At 59.5% G+C, this 22,180-nt stretch carries 20 protein-coding genes; 10 read left to right on the top strand and 10 right to left on the bottom strand.

Going from position 1 to position 22,180, the window contains the following annotated elements; all coding sequences use genetic code 11:
- Positions 1–13: 13 nt before the first annotated feature.
- Positions 14–1,018, bottom strand: a complete 1,005-nt coding sequence (gene hemB, locus Q672_RS25865; protein ID WP_022985376.1) for a porphobilinogen synthase — start codon at positions 1,016–1,018, stop codon at positions 14–16.
- Positions 1,019–1,189: 171 nt separating this feature from the next.
- Here hemB and Q672_RS25860 point away from each other — a divergent pair, with 171 nt between their 5' ends.
- The 3 genes from Q672_RS25860 (at position 1,190) to Q672_RS25850 (ending at position 2,852) form a co-directional block, all read left to right on the top strand.
- Positions 1,190–1,612 (top strand): VOC family protein, encoded by a 423-nt coding sequence (locus Q672_RS25860; protein WP_022985375.1) that lies wholly within the window; start codon positions 1,190–1,192, stop codon positions 1,610–1,612.
- A gap of 2 nt (positions 1,613–1,614) precedes the next feature.
- Positions 1,615–2,118: a transcription elongation factor GreB gene (greB, locus tag Q672_RS25855; RefSeq protein WP_022985374.1), complete on the top strand. Its 504-nt coding sequence runs from the start codon at positions 1,615–1,617 to the stop codon at positions 2,116–2,118.
- Positions 2,119–2,216: 98 nt separating this feature from the next.
- On the top strand, positions 2,217–2,852 hold the full coding sequence (locus Q672_RS25850) for a DUF502 domain-containing protein (protein WP_022985373.1): 636 nt from the start codon (positions 2,217–2,219) through the stop codon (positions 2,850–2,852).
- Between the two features lie 148 nt (positions 2,853–3,000).
- Here the strand turns inward: Q672_RS25850 and Q672_RS25845 are convergent, their stop codons facing one another.
- Both Q672_RS25845 and Q672_RS25840 read right to left on the bottom strand, forming a co-directional pair.
- A complete protein-coding gene (locus Q672_RS25845) occupies positions 3,001–4,251 on the bottom strand; it encodes an alpha/beta hydrolase (RefSeq protein ID WP_022985372.1) in 1,251 nt (416 codons plus the stop codon).
- An 88-nt stretch (positions 4,252–4,339) separates the two neighbouring features.
- On the bottom strand, positions 4,340–5,230 hold the full coding sequence (locus Q672_RS25840; protein WP_022985371.1) for an alpha/beta hydrolase: 891 nt from the start codon (positions 5,228–5,230) through the stop codon (positions 4,340–4,342).
- 196 nt (positions 5,231–5,426) lie between these two features.
- Here Q672_RS25840 and Q672_RS25835 point away from each other — a divergent pair, with 196 nt between their 5' ends.
- On the top strand, positions 5,427–6,344 hold the full coding sequence (locus tag Q672_RS25835) for an alpha/beta fold hydrolase (protein WP_022985370.1): 918 nt from the start codon (positions 5,427–5,429) through the stop codon (positions 6,342–6,344).
- Between the two features lie 521 nt (positions 6,345–6,865).
- Here Q672_RS25835 and epmA read toward each other — a convergent pair.
- Positions 6,866–7,801: an EF-P lysine aminoacylase EpmA gene (gene epmA / locus Q672_RS25830; RefSeq protein WP_022985369.1), complete on the bottom strand. Its 936-nt coding sequence runs from the start codon at positions 7,799–7,801 to the stop codon at positions 6,866–6,868.
- Positions 7,802–7,803: 2 nt separating this feature from the next.
- Positions 7,804–8,373 (bottom strand): elongation factor P, encoded by a 570-nt coding sequence (gene efp / locus Q672_RS25825; RefSeq protein ID WP_022985368.1) that lies wholly within the window; start codon positions 8,371–8,373, stop codon positions 7,804–7,806.
- A 45-nt stretch (positions 8,374–8,418) separates the two neighbouring features.
- Here efp and epmB point away from each other — a divergent pair, with 45 nt between their 5' ends.
- The 3 genes from epmB (at position 8,419) to Q672_RS25810 (ending at position 13,670) form a co-directional block, all read left to right on the top strand.
- A complete protein-coding gene (gene epmB / locus Q672_RS25820) occupies positions 8,419–9,426 on the top strand; it encodes an EF-P beta-lysylation protein EpmB (RefSeq protein WP_031226451.1) in 1,008 nt (335 codons plus the stop codon).
- Positions 9,427–9,632: 206 nt separating this feature from the next.
- Complete coding sequence (locus tag Q672_RS25815) at positions 9,633–11,405, top strand: hypothetical protein (RefSeq protein ID WP_022985366.1); 1,773 nt, start codon at positions 9,633–9,635, stop codon at positions 11,403–11,405.
- Between the two features lie 192 nt (positions 11,406–11,597).
- A complete protein-coding gene (locus tag Q672_RS25810) occupies positions 11,598–13,670 on the top strand; it encodes an EAL domain-containing response regulator (protein ID WP_022985365.1) in 2,073 nt (690 codons plus the stop codon).
- A 133-nt stretch (positions 13,671–13,803) separates the two neighbouring features.
- On the opposite strand, the gene serB is transcribed toward Q672_RS25810, so the two are convergent.
- On the bottom strand, positions 13,804–15,039 hold the full coding sequence (gene serB / locus Q672_RS25805) for a phosphoserine phosphatase SerB (protein ID WP_022985364.1): 1,236 nt from the start codon (positions 15,037–15,039) through the stop codon (positions 13,804–13,806).
- Between the two features lie 237 nt (positions 15,040–15,276).
- On the opposite strand from serB, the gene Q672_RS25800 reads away from it, so the two are divergent.
- Positions 15,277–16,476 carry a hypothetical protein gene (locus tag Q672_RS25800; protein ID WP_022985363.1) on the top strand — a complete coding sequence of 400 codons (1,200 nt, stop codon included), beginning with the start codon at positions 15,277–15,279 and terminating at the stop codon, positions 16,474–16,476.
- On the opposite strand, the gene Q672_RS25795 is transcribed toward Q672_RS25800, so the two are convergent.
- Positions 16,422–17,225, bottom strand: coding sequence for an ATP-grasp domain-containing protein (locus tag Q672_RS25795; RefSeq protein WP_022985362.1), 804 nt, complete (start codon positions 17,223–17,225; stop codon positions 16,422–16,424). The two genes, Q672_RS25800 and Q672_RS25795, sit on opposite strands and share 55 nt — an antisense overlap.
- A 134-nt stretch (positions 17,226–17,359) precedes the next feature.
- Between Q672_RS25795 and Q672_RS25790 the strand changes: the two genes are divergently transcribed.
- A complete protein-coding gene (locus Q672_RS25790) occupies positions 17,360–18,121 on the top strand; it encodes an enoyl-CoA hydratase-related protein (protein ID WP_031226449.1) in 762 nt (253 codons plus the stop codon).
- 137 nt (positions 18,122–18,258) lie between these two features.
- On the opposite strand, the gene Q672_RS25785 is transcribed toward Q672_RS25790, so the two are convergent.
- Both Q672_RS25785 and Q672_RS25780 read right to left on the bottom strand, forming a co-directional pair.
- Positions 18,259–18,720: a flavodoxin family protein gene (locus Q672_RS25785; protein ID WP_031226448.1), complete on the bottom strand. Its 462-nt coding sequence runs from the start codon at positions 18,718–18,720 to the stop codon at positions 18,259–18,261.
- 48 nt (positions 18,721–18,768) lie between these two features.
- The gene (locus Q672_RS25780; protein WP_031226446.1) at positions 18,769–19,263 is read right to left on the bottom strand and encodes an Lrp/AsnC family transcriptional regulator; all 495 of its coding nucleotides are present in this window, start codon (positions 19,261–19,263) and stop codon (positions 18,769–18,771) included.
- A gap of 319 nt (positions 19,264–19,582) precedes the next feature.
- Between Q672_RS25780 and Q672_RS25775 the strand changes: the two genes are divergently transcribed.
- Positions 19,583–21,265, top strand: a complete 1,683-nt coding sequence (locus Q672_RS25775) for a 2-isopropylmalate synthase (protein WP_022985358.1) — start codon at positions 19,583–19,585, stop codon at positions 21,263–21,265.
- A gap of 225 nt (positions 21,266–21,490) precedes the next feature.
- On the opposite strand, the gene Q672_RS25770 is transcribed toward Q672_RS25775, so the two are convergent.
- Entirely contained in the window at positions 21,491–22,180 is a 690-nt protein-coding gene (locus Q672_RS25770) for a type 1 glutamine amidotransferase (protein WP_022985357.1), read from the bottom strand.

The raw sequence follows: 22,180 nt of genomic DNA, 5'->3' as shown, positions 1-22,180 counted from the left end.
CCGGGTTGGCAAATCAGCCGTTCAGTTTGATGGCGGCGGCCTTGGCAAAGTAGGTAAGAATACCGTCGGCCCCGGCGCGCTTGAACGCCAGCAGGGATTCCATCATGACCTTGTCCTGGTCCAGCCAGCCGTTCTGGAAGGCCGCCATGTGCATGGCGTATTCGCCACTGACCTGATAGGCATACACCGGTACCTTGAACTCGTCCTTCACCCGCCGCACCACGTCCAGATAGGGCATGCCGGGTTTGACCATCACCATGTCGGCCCCTTCGGCCAGATCCAGGGCAATTTCATGGAGGGCTTCATCGGAATTGGCCGGGTCCATCTGGTAGGTGGTCTTGTCCGCCTTGCCCAGGTTGCCGGCGGAGCCCACCGCGTCCCGGAAGGGGCCGTAGTAGGCGCTGGCGTACTTGGCGGAGTAGGCCATGATGCGGGTATGGATGTGGCCGTGGGCTTCCAGGGCGTTGCGGATCTCGCCGATGCGGCCGTCCATCATGTCAGACGGGGCGATCACATCCGCGCCGGCCTCGGCCTGGGACAGGGCCTGTTTGACCAGGGCGTCCACGGTCTCGTCATTGAGCACATAGCCGTTGTCATCAATGATGCCGTCCTGGCCGTGGGTAGTGAACGGGTCCAGCGCACCGTCAGTGATGATGCCCATCTCTGGCACGGCTGCCTTGATCGCTCGCACGGCGCGCTGGGCCAGCCCTTCCGGATTCCAGGCCTCGCGGCCGTCCAGGGTTTTGACGTCCGACGGGGTCACCGGGAACAGGGCCATGGCGGGAATGCCCAGCCTGGCCAGCTCCTCCGCTTCCTTGACCAGCAGGTCGATGCTCATGCGTTCGACCCCCGGCATGGACGGCACCGCTTCGGTCTGGTTGCTGCCTTCCAGCACAAAGACCGGGTAGATCAGATCGTCCACGGTCAGGGTGTGCTCGCGCATCAGACGACGGGAAAAATCATCGCGGCGCATACGACGCAGACGGGTGGCGGGCCAGGGGGCACGGGTGACAGACATGGGGTGGAATCCTCTAGTAACATGGGGCGCCTGATGCGAACCCTGCCGGTGGCAGCCATGTGTGCATGGCAATCCGGGCTTCGGGACGATCCCCACAGGCGCGGTGCCTGAGGCCGGGTCGTAGGGATGACATCAGACGCAATCACGAGAGTTTAGCAAGAGCCGTAGACGATGGAAAAACAGCCGGCCTTTCATCTGGCCTTTCTGGTAAATGATCTGGAAGACGCGGCAGATTTTTATGTCCGGGTGCTGGGTGGTCGCCGTGGTCGCGATGCCCCGAACTGGATCGATATCGATCTGCACGGCCACCAGTTATCGTTGCACAAGGGTGAGGGTCTCACCCCGATCCAGGGCTACAGCGAGGTGGATGGTCATCCTGTTCCCATGCCTCACTTTGGGGTGGTGCTGGATTTTGCGAGCTGGGAAACCCTGGCGGCGCGGATCCATGAACACCAGTGGCCGTTTCTGCTCAAGCCTCGCGAGCGGTTTATGGGGCAGCCTGCCGAGCAAGGCACATTCTTCGTGCAGGATCCCTCCGGGAACACCCTGGAATTCAAGGGGCTGCGCGAGCTGGAACGGATTTTTGAGGTGTAGCCATGGGCCGCTGGCGACCGAAGGGCAAGCCCGCCTCCAAGTACATTACCGCGGAAGGCTACCGCAAACTGAACGATGAGCTGCAGTATCTGTGGAAGGTCAAGCGTCCCGAGGTGACCCAGGCCGTGCAGGAGGCTGCCGCTCAGGGGGATCGTTCGGAAAATGCGGAATATATTTACGGCAAGAAGCAGCTGCGGGAAATCGATCGGCGAGTGCGCTTTCTCAGCAAACGACTGGATGACATGACGGTGGTAGAGCGGCTTCCGGAAGACCAGAGTCGGGTGTTTTTTGGTGCCTGGGTTGAGCTGGAAAACGAGCACGGTGATCTTGAGACCTATCGTCTGGTGGGACCGGACGAGACTGATGCCGAGCGTAGCTATATCAGTATTGATGCGCCGTTGGCACGGGCCTTGCTGAAAAAACAGGTAGATGACGAGGTAGAAGTGCGAACCCCGGCGGGGGAGCGTTGTCTGTTCATCAATCGTATCTGGTACGTGAAAGCGTAACCACCGAAGGGCGGAAATAGGCGTGAGCCCATCCCCGCCATTGTCAGCGGAGATTGCCGAGACAATTTCCACCCTGCGAACAGAGGAATTATTCGCCCATGAGCGCCAACCGACGCGTCTGGTTTTTTATCCGGAAATCCCTGCTGGGCGGGCTGACCATTCTGTTGCCCATCTCCATCATCGTGTTCTTTTTCCGCTGGATCTACCAGACGGTGACGGACATGATTTCCCCGTTTACCTCGGTGTTCATCAATGCCTTTGGACTGCCCAAATTTGTAGCCGACTGGCTGGCGGTGCTGGCGGTCATGGTGTTGTGTTTTCTGGTTGGTACCCTGGTGGCAACCCGGTTGGGCAGCTGGCTGTGGCAGCAGTGGGAAGAGAATGTCATGACCCGGTTGCCCGGCTATACCACAGTGCGGGAAGTGATTGCGCAGCTGATGGGCAACAGCAGCGACAGCCCGTTCAGCCGCGGTGAGGTGGCGCGGGTCTGGCTGTATGGGCGCAACGTGGATGTGTCGGTCACTGCCCTGGTCACATCCCGCCATGCCGATGGCCACGTTACGGTGTTCGTGCCTACCGGCCCCAATCCCACCAGTGGCTTTATCTATCATGTGGATGAAACGCTGGTGGAACTGCACCCGGAAATCGGTGTGGAAAACATGATGAAAACCGTGGTCGCCTGCGGCGCCGGCACCGCATCGTTGTTCAAGACAGACTCCCCGAAAAAACCGTAACCTGCTCCGCGCTGAAGCCGCTGCAGGAGTCCGGAAAACCGGGCGGCAGCGCGGAGTTAAAAGGGCCTCACAATCGAGTCACGAAAAGCGAGTTTCGAAAGGCAACAAGTTTGTGGCGTTTGAAGGCCCAGGTCTTGATCTTCGAAACTCAAAACTCGTCCGACATTCTCTCCGCACTCAACTCCACCGATTTCTCTGCCAGCGCATCGTGCATGAAATCCCGCATGGCTTTCAGATAACGCCCCTGATCCAGATGCAGCATGTGGTTGCCCGGGAACCAGTGGATATCGCAGTCCTGCCAGTGTTGTTTCAACAGGAAACTGTGCTTGGGAGGCGCAAAACGATCGCCGGCACCGCCGATGATCATGCGGCCCTTGTGGGGTACCTGGCAGGGCCAGGTGAGCGGCGAGTGTAGCGCCGTGAGTTGGCGCAAGCCGGCCAGATCCGTGTCGTATACTTTGTGGAACAGCGGGAACTGCAGGTTCACCGGGAACCAGCTTTTCATCAGGTCCATGATGCTGACCAGCGGTACATTGGGAATGGCGAAGGACAGGTCTTTTTCCAGTGAGGACAGCAAGCCGGTGGTGTAGCCCCCCAGCGAAATGCCGGTGGCGCCGATGGCCGGGCTGCCCTCGTCGCGCAACATGTCGAGAAAAATGCGCAGGTCATGAATCGCCTGGGCAAAGGTCTCGTTCAGCATGGCCATGCCCTGGCTGAAGAACTGCGCGCCACTGAACGGTGCCAGCGCGCCCTTGCGACGGCCATGGAAGGGCAGGGTGTAGAGCAACACATCAAACCCTTGTTTGTAGAACCAGGGCAGGGCCAGCCAGCGGGTGTTCAGCCAGTACGGATCGGCCACAAAGCCATGAATCATGACCAGGGTCGGGCGCGGTTCGCCGTGGTGCTTCCAGTGTTGGGCGCAGGCAATGCGGTTGCGACGGTGTGCCTGGTAACGTTCGCTCAGGGCCGGGTTCACGGTGTCGAACGGGGAACGAAACTGCAGGGTGTGGGCCTGGCCGTCTTCCGGCTGGAAGTGGTAGCGGGCCACCGGGCCTCGCTGGATTCTGGGGCGCACGGTGGGCGGGCGGAAAAAGTGTTGCGGGTCACCGCTGTCCAGATACTGGCGATAAAACGCCACCAGGTCGCGCTCTTCTTTTTGCTGGCGCACATTCAGGCTGGCGGGCAACGCGGCGGCGCCGGCCATGCACGCCAGCCCGGTGCGGGCCAGGGTGTCGACGCCGGCGGTGTAATCGATGCGCCAGCGCGTGTCGTTGTCGGCCAGGAAGTGGTCTGGCATGGCGTGAAACCCGCGTGGCAGGGTTTGCCACCAGGGTTGGGTCAGCCGGGGAAGATCATCATCACAATAGTCCTCCGGCCGGATGCGCGGCAGTTCGGTCATGGCCTGCTCCCGTCGTTATTCTGCGATGTCTCAGTAGACGCTGCAGGAAAGAGTGCTGCAATGACCGAATCTGTCGCAGGGTAGGCGGTCAGAGGCTTTTGATGAAACCGACAATGCGTTTCAGATCCTGGCGGGCTTCCGGCAGTAGCGGCACCATGATCGGCCAGACATGGAACAGGCCGGGTCGCTCGATCCATTCCACCTTCACTCCCGCCTGTTCGGCCGCCCGGCGTACCAGCTTGCTGTCTGAATAGAGCACTTCGTCCGGGGTGACCGTGATCAGTAGTGGGCAGATGCCTTCATAGTTGCCCTTGCAGGGCGATGCATAGGGATGGTCGCGGTCATTTTCATTGGGGATATAGAGGTTGATGGCCGAGCGTACAATGTCGGCTGACAGCATGGCGTCACTGGCATCCAGCGCATCCAGCACGCGGTCGTCCGGAGTGGCGTTGCTGCCCGGCGACAGCAGGACCGCACAGCGCGGTTGTGGCAGACCCTTGTCACGGATATGCAGCAGGGTGGCAAGGGTGAGCCCGCCGCCAGCGGAGTCGCCAGCGATCACAATGTCCTGTGGCTGTTTGCCAAGGCCCAGCAGGTATTCATAGGCCTCCATGACCCGATTGACCGCCTCCGGGTAGGGGTGCTCGGGGGCAAACGGGTAGGTGGCCAGATACACCTCGCCTTTCAGTTTTTTGGCCAGACGACCGGCAAGGTTGTGGTAGGTGCGGGTGACGCCGCCAACATAGGCGCCACCATGCAGGTACAGCACGGTGACGGCGGGGTTCGCCACACTCAGGCGTTCGCCACGAAACTGGGGCTGATCCACCTGGCTGAGTTTTACCCCGAAAGGCATCAGGGTCAGGCTGGGGGTGCTGTTGAACACCTTGCGAAGGTGGCGAACCACCTGCTCATCACTCAGTCCTGAACGTTTGATGGTGCGCCGGGTTACGGCTTTAACGAGGGTCGCCTGAAGACTCATGGGGAATCCGCTGTGTTGTTATTCAGGGCATCTACCTTAATGGCCGTTCCGTCTGAATGGCAGGGGTGAAGAGGCCAGTAAACAGTCGCTTGGGGTCAGGTTTGCGGCATAACAGGCCAATCGGGTTGATCGAGCTTGTGGTATGCGGGCGGCTTGCCTATGTTGCAGTGTGGTTTTTACGACATTGAGGCAGGTCATGCAGTCAGGAACAGTCGCCAGCAATGGTATTGAGCTTTTCTACGAAAGCCGCGGCCCCGAGAATGGGGAAGCGATTGTGTTCGTTATGGGGCTGTCTGCCCAGATGGTGTTCTGGCCGGAATCGTTGCTCGACAGTCTGGTTGAGCGGGGCTACCGGGTGATCCGCTTTGATAACCGGGACGTGGGCAAGTCGTCGCGTATTCGTCGGCGTCTCAAGCATGGTCCGCTCACGGCCATCATGCGGGGTTATATCGGTCTGTCTGTCGATGCCCCCTACACGCTTCATGACATGGTGGACGATACCGTGGGCCTGCTGGATGCGCTTGGCATCGACAAGGCCCACTTGGTTGGGGCATCCATGGGCGGCATGATCAGCCAGCTGATGGCGGGTAAATACCCCGAGCGGGTGTTGTCACTTAGCTCCATCATGTCGAGCAACAACAGCCGTCTGGTGCCGCCGCCGAAGCCGGAGGCCCTGAAGGCGCTGGTGGCGCCGCGGGTGAAAATTGAAACAGAAGACCAGTTTGTGGCGTTCGGTCTTGAGATGATGGGCAAGCTGGCGGGCACTCTGCCCCAGGGGCGGGACGAGCTGGCAGACATTTATCGCCAGTGCTGGGCGCGCGGCATCAACCCGTTGGGGATTCGTAACCAGTTCCTGGGGATTGTCGCTACCGGTGCCCTGACACCCTGGCTGAAGAAAATCACCTGCCCGACCACCGTTATTCACGGTGGCGCGGACCCGCTGATTCGCCCTGCAGGCGGCAAAGCTTCTGCCCGTCATATTCGCGGCGCCAAGTTGGCGATCCTGCCGGGCATGGGGCACGACTTCCCGCCGTCCTTGCTGCAGCGTATGGGTGAGCTGATTGCCGAAACCGCGGGGCGTGCCAATTCGGTGGGACAGCCAGCGGTGGCATGAGAGAGTGAACAGTGAACAGCGCGCGGTGGCGGGCTGTTTTTGCTGGAAGGGATGAGGCCGCCCCTGTCAGAGGGGGCGGCCTTTTGTTTGGCTTATCGCGGATTTCCGGGAAAGCCTGATTTAATCCTCCTTTGCCGTAGGAGCGTCGCTGGCGGCGCGATTCCCAACGCCCAAAATCGCGCCGCCAGCGACGCTCCTACAAAGAAACCGATCCGCGCTCTGTACCCTGGTGATGCCACCTGTGGGAGCTTGCCTGCAAGCGATTCTCTCCCCCATCGCCTGCAGGCAGGCTCCCACACAGAAATAGAAAACACCCTGCAAGGAGAGTCGGATCTTCGCTCGCTCACCTTGCGGGCGTTCCTTCGCTACGCTCGCTGGTGGCGCGATCCCGGACCAGGATCAAAAGCATTTTCACCACAGAGGGCACAAAGGGTACTGAGGAAAGACGGCTGTTCTCTATGGGCGATTCCCGTTAATCCGCGATGTGCCTTTTGTTTTTGGGGGCGTTACTGGGGTGGAGCTTAGGCTCGATCCATGGGGAAGCTGATGACCTGATCGATGCGGCCGGCCTTTTGTTGTGCCATGAGCAATCTTTCTACCCCCATGGCCACGCCGCTGCAGTCTGGGAGGCCGTGATTCATGGCCGCGAGCAGGTGAGTGTCCGGAGCCATGGGGGGGAATCCCTGCTGTTTTCGCACGGCGTTGTCCTGCTGAAAGCGGCGCGATTGCTCCTGCGGGTCGGTGAGCTCCTGGTAGCCGTTGGCCAGCTCCAGCCCGCGGTAATAGATCTCGAAGCGTCTTGCGACCAGTGCGCCGTCACTGTCCTCATGGGTTTGTGCCAGCGCGGCGGCCCAGCCGGGGAAGTCACTGACCACCGAGAGCTGGTCGACAGGCAGGGTGGTTTCGACCTGTGTCGCCATCAAGTAATCCACTGCCGCGGTTTTTTCCAGACCTGCCGGGGCGCCATGGTGCTCGGCGCATTTTCTCAAGGCTTCGTCTGTGGCGGTCAGGGGGTCCAGGCCGGTGGCCTGCAGGAAGAGGGAGCGGAAGCGATAGTGCTGACGGCAGGCATCCGGAAACAGCTCGGCCAGCAGCGCCAGGCACTCGTCGATCAGCTCCTTGAGCGCAAAGCCGGGGCGGTACCACTCCAGCATGGTGAATTCCGGGTTGTGTCTCCCTCCGGCTTCGCCATCTCTGAATGCCTTGCAGGTCTGGTAGATCGGTCCACTGCCGGCGGCCAGCAGGCGCTTCATGTGATACTCGGGGGAGCTCTGCAAATAGCCGTAGCCGGGTACCGGTATGCACTGGATGTGGGGGTCGCTGACGCCGAAGTGCGCCAGTTGTGGGGTGTCCACTTCCAGCACTTTGCGGGCATCAAAAAAGGCGCGCACCGTGCCTAGCAGCTCGGCGCGCGCCTTGATGGCCTCGAGGGAGGCGGTGGGGAGCCAGTCGCTCACGCCTAGCTCTTGATGCGGCCCACGTAGTCACCGGTACGGGTGTCGACCTTGACGATTTCTCCGGTCTGAACAAACAGCGGAACACGGACCACTGCACCGGTGGTCAGGGTGGCAGGCTTGCCGCCAGTGCCCGCGGTGTCGCCCTTCAGGCCCGGGTCGGTTTCCACGATTTCCAGTTCCACGAAATTGGGGGGGGAAACGGACAGCGGCTCGCCGTTGTAGAGGGTGATCTCGCACACGTCCTCTTCTTTGAGCCACAGCTTGGCATCGCCCACGGCGGCCTCATCGGCGGCTTTCTGTTCGAAGGTGGTCTGGTCCATGAAGTGCCAGAACTCGCCATCGGCGTACAGATACTGCATGGACACGTCCATGACATCGGCACCTTCCAGAGAGTCGCCAGACTTGAAGGTGCGCTCCCAGACCTTGCCGGATTTCAGGTTGCGCAGCTTGACGCGATTGAAGGCCTGGCCCTTGCCGGGCTTCACAAATTCGTTCTCGATGATGGCGCAGGGGTCGCCGTCGAGCATGACTTTCAAGCCAGACTTGAATTCACTGGTAGAATAGTTGGCCATAAATAATGTTCCAAAGGTTGATGTATGGCATTGGAAAGGCTGGCAATGATAACGCAGGACGCGCCCGGTTGGGAGTTACCCGACTGGCGGCGTCAGCAGGCCGATCTGATCACGGATCCGGCGGAGCTGCTGTCAATGCTGGGATTGGCAGCGGATGCATTGCCCGAACAGCTGGCGGCGGCCCGGGATTTCCCGCTGCGGGTGCCCCGTGCCTATGCGGCGTTGATGACGCCCGGTGACCCGGATGATCCCCTGTTGCGGCAGGTCATGAGCGTGCCGGAAGAGCTGCTGGAGCAGCCGGGGTACACCGCCGACCCGTTGGACGAGTCCGATCACACCCCGGTGCCTGGCCTGCTGCACAAGTATCACGGTCGCGCCCTGCTGGTGGTGACGGGCGCCTGTGCGGTGCACTGCCGCTACTGCTTCCGCCGGCATTTCCCTTACCAGACCCATCTGAGCGGCAAGCGCTGGGAGCAGGCTCTGGCATGGTTGTCAGAGCGGCCGGATATCAACGAGGTGATTCTCAGTGGCGGTGACCCTCTGACGCTCAACAACCGTCGCCTCGGGCAGTTGCTGGAGGGGCTCGCCGCACTCCCGCATCTGGTGCGGTTGCGGGTTCACAGCCGGACCCCGGTGGTGATTCCGGAGCGCCTGGACGACGGACTGCTGGCGCTGATGGCCGACCCGCGCTGGCGATCGGTACTGGTGTTGCACGCCAATCATCCCCGGGAGCTGTCGCCGTCGCTGCTGGAGCGTACCCGGCAGTGGCAGCGGGCTGGCATCACGCTGCTGAATCAGAGCGTGTTACTGGCGGGGGTCAACGACGACCTTGAGACGCTGGTGAGACTGTCTGAGCGTCTCCATGAGGGGGGGATTATGCCGTATTACCTGCACCTTCTGGACAAGGTTCAGGGGGCGGCCCATTTTGCCGTGTCGGATGATCAGGCAAGGGGCCTGCATCACCAGTTGCGCGGTCGTTTGCCGGGCTTTCTGGTTCCGCGGTTGTCCAGGGAAGAGCCGGGTGAGGCGGCCAAAACGGTGCTCGCTGGCTGAAAGCCTGAAATAGCAAGAACTTGCGACATTTACAGTCATGTAACTGTGTCGTAAAGTCATGTGACACAGGACTCATAATAAGGAACCCGGTTTGGCGCCTCGCATGCGCTGGCTTCTGGCCCGCAGGGGGAATAGGTGCTACGCAAAGGGTTTCTCAACAAGAACCCGCAGGTAGCCTGGATGCCGCCGAGATAAGGACTATCTTCATGGAGCAACCAGCCCAGACGGTACGGTTGAAACTGCCCGAGCAGGACTTGCCGCACCTGACGCTAGGCGCTGACCAGCCAAAAAAATTGCAGCAGTGGGTAGACGCTCTGCCGGTAATGAACATGGGGGAAACGGCCAAGCAGCTGTACCAGTTCATTCAGGAGCTAAATCGCTTGCCGCTGGATTCCAAGGTGCGCTTCCAGTTACTGGAAATTGTCCGCCCTTCTATTCTGCACGTCTGCCAGTCCCTCCAGAAACATTACCTGAACCAGGCTCTGGTGCTACCGGAGAAGGCTCGCCGGGTGGCGAGCCTGGCTCAGGCGTTGCAAGGGCATCTCGCCAACGGCTATAAGCTGGTTTCTGTCCGGGCGGTGCGTCGTTTTGGCGACAAGGCCGCCCGTAAATCCATCACTATTTCGATTCACCGAGCGATTTCTGCGCTTGGCGACACTTTGCTGCGCTGTTATCAGTTGTATTTCCCCAGCCCTCGTAACCTCTGGCTGGAGTTGCATCAGCTGTTCTTGTTGGCAGAGCTTCACGGTATTGCCGATAGTCCGGTTGAAGATGTGGGGGGCGAGTCTACGATTCAAGCGGCGTATGCGCGCTGTTTGCTGCTGGCAACAAGCAAACCCAATCAATTGCGCCAGCAGGAGCTGGCGTTAGTGTATCAAGGGGCATACAGCTGGGCGTCACTGGTCTCCATCCGTGAGGCCAGCAGCGACGACGACTTGTTTGTGTTTGACCTGCAAGCCGACCGTCCACCGGTTTACCGGACCCATGCATCGCAGGCTTCTGAAAGCTGGCGTTACATCGATTCTGCGAAACTGACCGAAGCTATGTTGGCCTGGCGCAGTGATCCGGATGAGGAGACCCTGGCGGTACCGAAGGGGCTGGAAGAAGGATTGATGGATCACCTGCAACAGGTCTGGGGCGCACTTACCGAACGCGCATTCAAGCGGATGCCGGAGAATGGTGAAGTCGAGCTTTGCTTCGGGCTGGTGGGGGTGCACTACTTTCTTTCTGGCAAGGTGCCCTTTGAGGCTATCGTCGAACGAGGCAATCTTTCGGTGCTGGGCGAAGAGGAAGAAAATAACCCTTTCCTGCTGAACATCAAGATGACCTCCAAGGAAAAGCAGCATAAGTCAGACCCTTGGGCGTCGGCGTATCAGTCTGACTTCGTCGGTGAAACCATTGAGATGGATAGCTCTACCGGCAGTAAAGCGGCAGAAGTGCGATTGCCTGAGAGCTATCACTGTCAAAAGGTCAATGCCAGTCCGGGAGGCTACTGCCTCTCCTGGCAGGGGAATACCCCCAGTCTGCTTCGCACCGGAGAATTACTGGCGCTTCGCGACAGTACGCATAGCCAGTGGATGCTGGCGGTGGTTCGCTGGGTGACGCAGTTGCCAAACCACGGTGCCCGTTTTGGTGTGGAGCTGCTGGCGCCAGGCGGGCGGCCTGTGGCGGCCCGGGCGCTGCGCAAACAGGGACAGGAAAGTGATTACATGCGCGCCATCCTGTTGCCAGAATTGTCGGCGGTAGGGCAACCTGCCACCTTGTTGCTCCCTACCGTAGGTTTTAATGAGGGGGTGAAGGTGGAATTGGTTGAGCAAGGTGAGCCCAGTCGCGTACAGTTGCTGCGACGCGTGCAGGGGGCATCAGGGTTCAGTCAGTATCCGTTTCGGGATTTGGCGGCGCCTGCGACTCCCCCACCGAAGCCGCCTTCCGAGGACGGTGAGGACGATGAACTGGATTCTATCTGGTCCAGCCTATAATAATAAAAGAGGGTGGCGGATACCGGCACCTGAATACTGAATTTGCCGTGAGGATGCGGCAACTGAAGTTGTTCTGCCATGGGTCAGGTGCTTCCCTTGTGCTGGGTGTATGGGTTTCCATGCTTCGGCTGTTCGGAAGTTGCCATAACAGGATTGTTCGACGGTATGGCAGACAGAAGTGGTGACTGACCCATGAGCTATGCCCTGGACAACCTGCGTTTGCTGATCGCCCATGATTCACAGGACGAGGCGGAGCAGTTGATCAATATGCTCCGGAATGCGGGCAGGGCCACCCGGGCGCAGTTGGCTCTGGGAGAAGATGACCTGCTGCGGGCACTTAAAGCCGGCGCATGGGAGTTAATGCTGTGCCGCCCTACCTTTGGTGATGGCACCTTCGAGAGTGCCATGGGGCACCTCAATCGGTTGGGGAAGGCGATCCCCGTTATCCTGCTTGAAGATGATTTTTCCGCCAAGACCCTCAAGGCGGGCCTGGAAATGGGCGCCCGTAGTGTTGCGCCAGCAGGTGACCGTGAGTTGCTGGCTCTTATGGTCGATCGTGTTATCGAATATGTGCGTGTCCGCAAAGAGCTGCAGCATTCCGAGATCGCCCTGCACGATGCCGAGAAGCGCCTTTCCCTGCTGATGGATCAAAGCCGCGATGCCATTGCCTATGTGCTGGACGGCATGCATATCCACGCCAACGATAACTATGTCGGCATGTTTGGCTACGAGAATCCTGACGATTTGGCCGGTGTCCCGATCATGGACATGGTGTCGGCCGCAGATCATGACAAGTTGAAGAAGTTTCTCCGCAGCCGCGCTCAGGATGAAAACCAGACCCAGGAGTTGGAGTGCAAGGGGGTGAACACCAATGGTGAAGAGTTTGATGCCACTTTCACCTTTTCCCCCAGTACCTATGACGGAGAGACTTGCACCCAGATTGTGATTCGTACTTCTGGTGTGGATCAAAATGATCTGGAAGAGCGTCTTCAGGAGATGAGTCAGAAAGACCAGGTCACGGGGCTGTTCAGCCGATCCTGGTTTGTCGACCAGCTTGATGATGCCGTTGCTGCAGCGGCCCGTGATAGCCAACTGGCGGCGGTGCTCTACCTGCGTCTTGATGATTTTGAACACCATCAATCATCGCTTGGGATCGATGGTGCGGACGATATTTTACGTGCGGTGGCGCAGTGGTTGCCCTCGGAAATCGCGGAGGCCTGTCTGGCGAGAGTCGACGGCGAGGATTTTGCCGTGTTGTTGCCGGTGGAAGATACCGACCAAGCGGCTGAGCTTGCGGAAAGACTGCGAACCGGGGTTGAAACCTTGATGCCGGAAGTGTCCGCCCGCACCGTGCAGATCACTGCCAGTGTGGGGGTGTCATTCGTGCGCGAAGATGCGCGCAGCAGTCAGGATACCCTGACTACTGCTCTCAAGTGTTGTAATCAGGCGCAGAGAGATAACGAGGGCAAAGGCAACAGCGTCAAGGTGCATGACCCCATGGATGAAGTGGCGGCAGGTTCTTCGGAGGCCATTGCCATGCAGCTTCGTCAGGCGCTTGAGCAGGGTGGGTTCAAGCTGCACTACCAGCCCCTGATGAGCCTTGAAGATGATGGCGAGCATATGTTCGAGGTGTTCGTAAGTCTGCCCCAGAAACAGGGCGATGTGCTGCAAGCGAAGGACTTCATGCCTGTCGCGTCGGAACAGGGGCTTGCGGGGACGGTGGATCGTTGGGTTGTTCTGAATGCCATGCGGGCCGCGGCGGCAATGACGGTTCCAGTCAAACTGGTCTTCAATATCAATGGCAGTTCCCTGGCAGATGCCTCTCTGGTTGATTGGCTGCTCAAGGCCATGAAAGCAGCAAAGATGGATGGCGGCTCACTGGTTTTCCAGCTGACGGAAGGGGATGCAACAACCTACCTCAAACAGGCAGGCGTCTTCGCGCAAAAGGTAAAGAGTGCAGGCTGTGGGGTGTCAATCAGCCGTTTCGGTGGGGGGCTGGATCCGTTCAAGCTGTTCCAGCACATTCCGGCTACCATGGTGAAATTCGAGGGTTCCTTTACCCAGGAGCTGTCCAAGGCAGAAGGCCGTCAACGTCTCGCCGAGATCGTCAAACAGGTCAAAGAAGGGCATCGCAAAACCGTCATCGGGTTTGTGGAATCCGCGGCCCAGATGCAGGCCCTGTGGACTCTGGGCGGGGTGGATTACCTGCAAGGGTTCTATCTGCAAGCGCCGATGGATAGCTTGCAGATCCCGGAAACAGCGTAAAAGGCAGTTAACAGTTAACAGTTAACAGCGACGCGGGCGAGGTTGTCTGTTGGTAGAAGCAAAGAGGCCGCGCCCAAACCATGGGCGCGGCCTCTTTCGTTTCAGGTTAATGCCACGTTTCGTCGCGCAGCTGTCAACTGCTCTTGAGTAGCTCAGCCTGGTCCTTGTCCCGCACGCCGATCAAATACAGGATACCGTCCAGTCCCAGGGTGGAGATGGCTTGTTCGGCGTTTTGTTTGACCAGGGGTTTTGCGCGGAAGGCGATGCCCAGGCCGGCTTCGCCAAGCATGGGCAGGTCGTTGGCGCCGTCGCCGACGGCGATCGCCTGTTCCAGGCTGATACCTTCCTGGGCGGCGATTTCCCGCAGCAGCTCGGCTTTGCGTTGGCCGTTGACGATCTGGCCGACCACCCGGCCGGTAACCTTGCCGTCTTCGATTTCCAGTTCGTTGGCGTGGACATAATCAATGCCCAGCAAATCCTGTAACCAGTGCCCGAACCAGGTAAAGCCGCCAGAGAGGATGGCAGTACGATAACCCAGCGCGCGCAGTGTGCTCACCAGGCGTTGGGCGCCTTCGGTGAGCTGGATGCGCTCGCGCACCCGTTCCAGGGCGCCTTCATCCAGACCTTTAAGCAGGGCGACACGGGCAGAGAAGCTCTCATTGAAGTCCAGTTCTCCGCGCATGGCGCGCTCAGTAATTTCTGCCACCTGATCGCCTACTCCTGCTTCCACGGCAAGTTCATCAATCACTTCAGAGCGAATCAGGGTGGAGTCCATATCGAAGACTACCAGTCGGCGATTGCGGCGGTAGGCATTGTCGCGCTGGAACGCGATATCCATGTTCTGTTCGTTGGCGATCCCCAGGAAGGCGGCACGCATGGCGGAGGCGTCCCTGGGCTCGCCACGCACCGAAATCTCAATGCAGGCCCGGTTGTCTTCGTTCAGGGATTCGCCTTCCAGATGCACGCGCCCGGATAACCGGGTAATGCTGTCGATATTCAGGTCGTTGTCAGCCACGGTCGCGGTCACCGCGGCCAGCTGCTCGGCGGTAATCTTGCGGGCCAGCAGCGTGATGATATGGCGATCTTTACCTTGTCCAGCCACCCACTCTTCGTAGCGGTCCTCGTCGATGGGGCGGAAGCGCACATTGATGTTCAGTTTGTGGGCCTCGAAGAGCACATCTTTGAGTACCGCAGAGGAATCTGCGTCCTTGGGGGTTTCCACCAGCATGCCCAGTGACAGGGTGTCGTGGATCACTGCCTGGCCAATATCCAGAATGTTGAGCCGGTAACGGGCCAGAATCCGGGTGAAGGCGGCAGTCAGGCCGGGGCGGTCACTGCCGGATACCTGAATCAGAATGATCTCGCGCACGCAGGGGGCTCCAGTGGCTGAACTCAAACGAAGGGAAGCAGACCGCTCCCGGTAAAAACCGCGTAAGAGTAGCAGATATCTGCCGCCTGACATACGCCAACACCCAGCAGACCCGCGTAGGTGTTATGTCAGCTTGCAGTGCCCGGTTCCGTCAGGAGCGGTGTTGTCATCCCGGTCAACGCAAAGTCGTCCGGTCAGGGTATACTCCGGGCCAGACAAAACCGGATGGAAACCCCTATGTCCCTTTGGGAGCAATGGCGATCATGGATCGGTCGTCAACACACGCTGCTGCGCGAATTGATCCTGATGCTGCTGGCGATGCTGGTGGTGGGGATTTACTTTCTCGAACACTTTTCCGCGCGCCTGGAAGAGGAGCGCGAAGTGCAACTGTTGGCGCTGGCAGAGCAGACCGCCAAACGGGCCGCCGAAGCGCTGGCCAGTGAAGATTCCATCAGCATTAACCTGATCGGGCGTGAGACCGTGGCGCTGGAGCCTGTGGCCGGAATCCGCTTCCAGAATCCGGCAGAAGTTCAGGTCGGACTGGCGGGGTTGAGTGAGTCGACCCTCAGGGTATCGGTGCCGGTGGCCTTGCCTGATGGAGAGTTGGCGGGAAGTCTGACTTTGCTCGGCGATGATACGCTTATCCCGCGTCAACAGATTGAGGCGGGTTTTGTGCTTGCCGTGCTGTGTGTGTTGCTGTTGCGCCTGGCATTCACTGTGGCGCGTGAGCGCCTTGTGCCTCCGGTGCCACTCGCTGTGCCAGAGTCGCAGGCTATACCTTGCAACGAGTCGAATGCGGACCCTGCGCTTTACCGACAGGAAGGGGGAGTGGCAGGCCTGGCGTTGCCCAACTCTGAGGATGTCTCGGCACAGTTGCGGATCAGCATTGTGAATTTCGAATCTATTCGCCAGCGTTTCACGCAGGATGCGCTTGACGATGTGCTGGCGGATTATCAGCAGATTCTGGTTCGGGCGGCTGGAATATACGGTGGTCAGGTCAGTGTTCCTGTAGGTAAGCAGGCGGCGGTTGTGTTCACTCAGCAGCCGCCTTCCCAGGCTGGCTTTGCCGCATTATGTTCCGGTCTGCTGTTTCTGCGTGTCGTGCGGCTGCTGGCGGCACAGCGAAAGGAGGCCGGCCAGATGACCCTGGAATTCAAGGCGCTGATGACCACGGACAACGATCAAGATGAGGCCTGGTCTTTGTGTGTCGCGGGTGTGCCTGGTCGTTTGCATGTACCAGAAACACAATTGTCCAGCACAGAGCTGGATGTGAAAGCACTGTATCAGCCAGAGAAAGCGCAAGTGGTTATCGCCGGGGATCATCGCGTGCGCCTGCAGCCTGTGGAGCAGTTGGCGCACCGGTACCAGATGTTGTTACGGACTCAGGCGGAGACGCTGGTATCCGAGGCCGGGGAGGCCACCGGGCCCAGCAAATAGCGCTGCATGGCCTCGGAGACACGCGTTGACAGGTCTGGAATGCCGGTATTGCCGAACAGCCGGTTGAATTCCAGGATATAGGGGTGGCCATCCACCATGGCTACATCAAAACCCGCGTGGTTGATGTCCAGATACCGTGCCAGTCCCGACACCAGTGATAATGCCGCTTCTGGCACAGGGAGGTCGGTGCGAACGCGGCCGCCCTGGCTGACGTTATTGAGAAAGCCGGACCCTTCCCGCCAGTAGCTGGCCACGATCTCTTCACCGACAACCACAATCCTCAGATCGCGGACGATCGGCAGCAGTGTCTGCACGTAAAGTACGGATTCGCGTTCGGCATACTCATACAGTTGCTGACGGTTTTCGATCATCCACACGCCCATTCCCTGACTGGAGCGGACCGATTTGGCGACAAACGGAAATGACCATTGATCCAGAATCTGGCTCAGGCCGTAGCTGTCCGCGCTGGTGATCAGCGTTGCCGGTATGTGATCGGGGCAAGCGGTTTGCAGGGCACGGGTCATTTCCACCTTGTCATGGCCAAGGTGGTAGCTGCTCATACTGGGAAAAATGCGCCGTTTCAGAACGTAGTGAAGGCTATGTATCTGCCAATACCCGGGAAATAGCAACCAGTCAGCCGCTGCCAGCTCTTCACGGTGCTGCTGCATGTGTTCAGGCTTGATATAACGGACGCCGGGCAGGCCCAGGGTGCGAAAAGGGTCAAAGGTAACCAGCTTCACGGATGGCATCTCAGGTAAGGTGCGCTTTTTTAATCAGCTTTGACTGGCGGGTCAATCATTATCTGTCGTGATTCGCCCTTGGCAGGGGAGGGCGCTGCGGCTAGCCTTGCTCGACAAAATACTTTGGGAGAGTCGTCGTGACCATGCCGACATTGGAAAGTGATCTGATTCTGGTGAAAAACACCGAATCTGTAATGGAAATTACCCTGAACCGCCCGGACAAGCTCAATGCCCTGAGCAGTGTCATGTACTGGGATCTGGTCAAGCTGCTCAAGGCAGCGGAAGAGAGCGATGATATCCGTGTGGTGTTGTTCAGTGGTGAGGGCAAGTCCTTCAGTGCCGGTAACGACCTGGTGGATTTCCTCAATGCTGCGCCCGGCGAAGCCCCGGCTGCTGCCGCATTTATCGAAGCTATCCATGATTTCCCCAAGGTGGTAGTGGCCGCTGTGCAGGGGAATGCAGTCGGCGTGGGGACCACCATGCTGCTGCACATGGATCTGGTGGTGGCCTCCGAAGACGCCAAGTTCATCACTCCTTTTGCGGATTTGGGCGCGGTGCCAGAAGCCGGCTCTGCCAAGCTGATTCCTGCCTGGCTGGGTTATCAGCGGGCCGCTCGCCTGCTGCTGTTGTGTGAGCCGATGCTGGCACAGGAAGCCTACGAAACCGGGCTGGTGGCCAAGGTGGTGAAACGTGAAGAGCTGGAGGCCACCGCACGCAACTGGGCCGTGGCACTGGCGAAGAAACCGCCCCGCGCTCTGCGCGAGAGCAAGCGCCTGATGCGCGAGTCCATCAACAAGCCCCTTTACGAAGTGGTGAAGGAAGATCTTGCCTTGTTCGGTGACCTGCTGCAGGGCGACGAAGCCAAGGCCGTTATCGCGGCCATGCTGAGCAAGAGTAAAGGCTAAGAGCCGTTGAAAGTTTAAACGCGGTATGGCTCGGCGGGGTTTGCCTCGCCGTGCCCGCGATTCAGGGGCTTGGTCGCGGGAGCGACACCTGACCTGCTGCCGATTTACCAGGCGCTTTTCAACTTTGAACGTTCAACTCAAATAATCCCCGCATCCAGCCCCGCTGCCAGATACATCCCCAGCTCCTCCACCTTGGCTTCAAACGCATCTTGCCAGTCGCCGCGTAGCACCAGTGGATCCTGCACCCAGTTCCAGCGTAATCCTGTGACGATGGTCTCCACTGCACGCCGGGTGCCGGTGCCGTCGTGGCCGGCGCGGATGTAGATCGCACAGGGCAACCCCTGTTTTTCTTCCAGCACTGGATAGTAGCTGCGGTCAAAGAAATCCTTGAGAGCTCCGCTCATGTAGCCCAGGTTTTCGGTGGTGCCGAGCAGAATGGCATCACAGGTCCGAACATCCTCCGGTCCCGCCTCCAGTGGTGCCTTCACCGTCACGCAGACGTTCTCGATATCCTCATGCCCGGCCCCGCGGGCCGCAGCCTCGCGCAGCTTGAGCGTATTGGGTGAGGGGGCGTGGGCGACAATCAGTAGATGTTTCATGATCCGAATATTCAACGCGGTCGATGGAGGCAGCATATCAGCTGCTCCTCACGCCTCAACATAGTTCAACGGCAGCGCCGCCGTATCCACCACCCGCCGCATGACAAAGCTGGAATGCACCCCGCTGACGCCTTCAATGCGGGTGATCTGGTTGAGCAGAAAATGTTGGTAGGCGTCGATATCCGGTACCACCACTTTCAGCAGGTAATCCGCATCCTGTCCGGTAACCAGATAGCACTGCTGGACCTCCGGAAAGCTGGCCACCTTGTCCTCGAAGTTGGCGAAGCGCTCCGGGGTATGGCGATCCATGCTGATCTGGATCACCACGGTCAGATCCAGCCCCAGCTTGCGGGCATCCAGCACGGTTTCCCGTTTGATGATGATGCCGGCCGCTTCCAGCTTCTGTACCCGCCGTGAGCAGGGCGAGGGCGACAGGCCCACGGCTTCCGCCAGCTGCTGGTTGCTCAGGCCGCCATTGCCCTGCAGCGCTTCAAGAATGCGCAGGTCGGTGCGATCCAGTTTTGCCAGTTCTGACGTCTTCATGTGTGGTTTCTCTCGTGATCTGCGATTTTTGGCAATAATATTGCCAATAAAGCCGAAATCGGGCTGATAAAGCAAGCACATTGCGCGCGTTGCGCCGTAAAGTATCTCTCGTAGGGTGATGACGCAGACGGCCACAAGCCAGGCGCCTCTCTTTGCCGCTACCGGTGCCTACCGGCGCCCTGATCGACAACTAAGGAGTTATTCAGAGGCTCCTTAAGATCACGACATGATTGTTGGCCGCATCAAGCAGTATCCCTGGGAGAGCCGGTTAGACATTCTGGGGGGCAGAGTCTGCCCCTTTTTACTTTGAGGATTCGACATGAGCTTTGATCACACCAAATACCAGCCATTTCCTGTTATCGACAAGCCCGACCGACGTTGGCCGAGCCAGCGGATCGAGAAAGCCCCCCTGTGGGCGGCGGTGGACCTGCGTGACGGTAACCAGGCGCTGATCAAGCCCATGTCCGTGGCCCAGAAACGCACCTTCTTCCAGATGCTGGTGGAGCTCGGTTTCAAGGAAATCGAGGTGGGTTTCCCGTCTGCCAGCCAGATCGATTTCGACTTTTGCCGTGCCTTGATCGAAGAGGATCTGGTGCCCGATGACGTGCACATTCAGGTACTGACCCAGGCCCGGGAAGACCTGATCGCGCGGACCTTTGAATCGTTGAAGGGTGCAAAAAACGCCATCGTGCATATCTACAATGCCACCTCGCCCACCTTCCGTGAGCAGGTGTTCAATGTGGACAAGGCAGGCTGCAAGACCATTGCCGTGCGGGCGGCCGAATGGGTGCGTGACTTCGCCGCGCAGCAGCCCGATACCCACTGGAGCTTCCAGTATTCCCCGGAAACCTTCAGTGCCACCGAGACCGATTTCGCCATCGAAGTGATCGATGCGGTGAACGCGGTATGGCGCCCGGACCAGGGCCAGCGGGTGATCATCAACTTGCCGGCCACTGTCGAGGTGAGCACCCCCAATGTGTTTGCTGATCAGGTGGAGCTGGTCCACGAAAAGATTCAGTACCGCGATGATGTGATCATCAGCGTGCATACCCACGATGACCGGGGCTGCGGTGTGGCTGCGGCTGAAATGGCGGTGATGGCTGGCGCTGACCGGGTGGAAGGCACCTTGCTGGGTAACGGTGAACGCACCGGCAACATGGATCTGGTGACCGCCGGTATGAACCTGTACAGCCAGGGGATCGACCCGCAGATCGACTTCTCGCGAATGAAGGAAATCGTCGCGTTGGTGGAAGAGATTACCGACATCCAGACACACCCGCGCCATCCCTACGCAGGGGATCTGGTGTTCAGCGCCTTCTCCGGCAGCCATCAGGATGCCATTCGCAAATGCCTGGCCCGGTATCAGGAAGGCGATATCTGGAACGTGGCCTATCTGCCTATCGATCCTGCGGATGTGGGACGCCGCTACGAAGAAGTGGTGCGCATTAATTCCCAGTCCGGCAAGGGGGGCGTGGCCCACGTGCTGGAGCGGGATTTCGGCATCGACTTGCCGCGCTGGTTGCAGCAGGAGCTGGCCAAGGTGGTACAGCAGGACGCCGAGGAAGACGGTGGCGAAATTACCAGCGAGCGCGTGCACCGTCGTTTCAACAGCGACTACCTGAGTGTGCCAATGGGGTGGGTGTTGCGTTCCTACGATCTGAATCGCAGCAACGATCAGGTGCAGGCACAGATCAGTATTGGCGATAACAGCCAGCCGGTGACCTTGTTGTCCGGCCGCGGAGACGGTGCCATGTCAGCGTTGGTGGATGCCCTGAACCGTCGCATTGGTGGTGACGTCAAAGTGGTGTCGTTCGACGAGTATTCGTTGGGCGACAACACCGAAGCCAACGCCATGGCTTGTGTGCGGGTGCAGGTGGGGGAGACCGTGCAGAGCGCGGTGGCCACCGCGGCCGACACGACCGCTGCGGCCTTGCAGGCGATCCTGTCTGCTGTGGGGCGCGTGCAGGCTGCCGCCGAGGTTCGCGACGTCGTCGACGCCTGAGGGAACACAACACCGCCTTGATGGGGCGGTGTTTGTAGTGGGAACTCGTCTGCGAGAGTGTGCTGATCGTGGGCGGATCGCTTGCAGGCACGCTCCTGCAGGTTGTTTCCCTGCCAGCCTTTCCTGCTCTCTTCTCGCGGTGGTTCCTCCGCGAATAAAGACCTGGGCGAGAGCCGTCGCGGTCGGGCGACCGCTCCCACTTGACTGCCCTGCCGATTGAGAGGGTCAGCCGAGAAACGTGGTCAGCACCCGGCCCAGTAACAGGCGAGCCTGATCGAAGCGCGGTGTCTTGCCCAGCAGCGTGTCGCGCGGTTCTACCCACTGGCCAGGTGAGAGATCGTCTGGGCACGCCTCGCAAAGCGCCTCGGCATTCTCTTGTGCCAGCTCCAGATGGAACTGCAGCGCCAGCACATTATCCCCGTAACGAAACGCCTGGTTCGCGCAGCCGTCGCTTTCCAGTAGCGGTACAGCACCCTGCGGAATAGCAAAGGTGTCACCATGCCAATGCAGTACCTGGGGTTGGCTGGCAAACAGTTTGCCGATGCTGTCCGTAACGCCCTGACGGGTGGGGCGCACGGCAAACCAGCCCACCTCTTTGTCCGGGTTGGCGGTGACAGCGGCGCCCAGCACCCGGGCAATCAGTTGTGCCCCGAGGCAGACCCCCAGTACCTTTTTTCCGGCCGCGATGCTTTCCCGAATCAGGGCCTTTTCGGCCGCCATCCAGGGGTGATCGCTTTCGTCATCGGCGCCCATGGGGCCCCCCATGACAATCAGTACATCGAAGTCATCCACCCCGGGAAGCGGGTCGCCCTGGTAGAGCAGGGAGTGGCTGATGCTGGCATCCCGCTCCCGGAACCAGTCGGCCATGGTGCCAAGTTGTTCAAAGGGAACATGGGACAGGTAATGAATGCGCAT

Source organism: Alcanivorax sp. P2S70, from assembly GCF_000475295.1.
GTDB classification, from domain to species: domain Bacteria; phylum Pseudomonadota; class Gammaproteobacteria; order Pseudomonadales; family Alcanivoracaceae; genus Alcanivorax; species Alcanivorax profundi.
Note: the sequence above shows the minus strand (reverse complement) of the source record. Positions and strands in the feature narration are given on the sequence as shown.

Coding starts and splice junctions, on each gene's coding strand:
- hemB (WP_022985376.1), bottom strand. CDS start 1,018: ATGTCTGTCACCCGTGCCCCCTGGCCCGCCACCCGTCTGCGTCGTATG.
- Q672_RS25860 (WP_022985375.1), top strand. CDS start 1,190: ATGGAAAAACAGCCGGCCTTTCATCTGGCCTTTCTGGTAAATGATCTG.
- greB (WP_022985374.1), top strand. CDS start 1,615: ATGGGCCGCTGGCGACCGAAGGGCAAGCCCGCCTCCAAGTACATTACC.
- Q672_RS25850 (WP_022985373.1), top strand. CDS start 2,217: ATGAGCGCCAACCGACGCGTCTGGTTTTTTATCCGGAAATCCCTGCTG.
- Q672_RS25845 (WP_022985372.1), bottom strand. CDS start 4,251: ATGACCGAACTGCCGCGCATCCGGCCGGAGGACTATTGTGATGATGAT.
- Q672_RS25840 (WP_022985371.1), bottom strand. CDS start 5,230: ATGAGTCTTCAGGCGACCCTCGTTAAAGCCGTAACCCGGCGCACCATC.
- Q672_RS25835 (WP_022985370.1), top strand. CDS start 5,427: ATGCAGTCAGGAACAGTCGCCAGCAATGGTATTGAGCTTTTCTACGAA.
- efp (WP_022985368.1), bottom strand. CDS start 8,373: ATGGCCAACTATTCTACCAGTGAATTCAAGTCTGGCTTGAAAGTCATG.
- epmB (WP_031226451.1), top strand. CDS start 8,419: ATGATAACGCAGGACGCGCCCGGTTGGGAGTTACCCGACTGGCGGCGT.
- Q672_RS25815 (WP_022985366.1), top strand. CDS start 9,633: ATGGAGCAACCAGCCCAGACGGTACGGTTGAAACTGCCCGAGCAGGAC.
- Q672_RS25810 (WP_022985365.1), top strand. CDS start 11,598: ATGAGCTATGCCCTGGACAACCTGCGTTTGCTGATCGCCCATGATTCA.
- Q672_RS25800 (WP_022985363.1), top strand. CDS start 15,277: ATGTCCCTTTGGGAGCAATGGCGATCATGGATCGGTCGTCAACACACG.
- Q672_RS25795 (WP_022985362.1), bottom strand. CDS start 17,225: ATGCCATCCGTGAAGCTGGTTACCTTTGACCCTTTTCGCACCCTGGGC.
- Q672_RS25790 (WP_031226449.1), top strand. CDS start 17,360: ATGCCGACATTGGAAAGTGATCTGATTCTGGTGAAAAACACCGAATCT.
- Q672_RS25785 (WP_031226448.1), bottom strand. CDS start 18,720: ATGAAACATCTACTGATTGTCGCCCACGCCCCCTCACCCAATACGCTC.
- Q672_RS25780 (WP_031226446.1), bottom strand. CDS start 19,263: ATGAAGACGTCAGAACTGGCAAAACTGGATCGCACCGACCTGCGCATT.
- Q672_RS25775 (WP_022985358.1), top strand. CDS start 19,583: ATGAGCTTTGATCACACCAAATACCAGCCATTTCCTGTTATCGACAAG.
- Q672_RS25770 (WP_022985357.1), bottom strand. CDS start 22,180: ATGCGCATTCATTACCTGTCCCATGTTCCCTTTGAACAACTTGGCACC.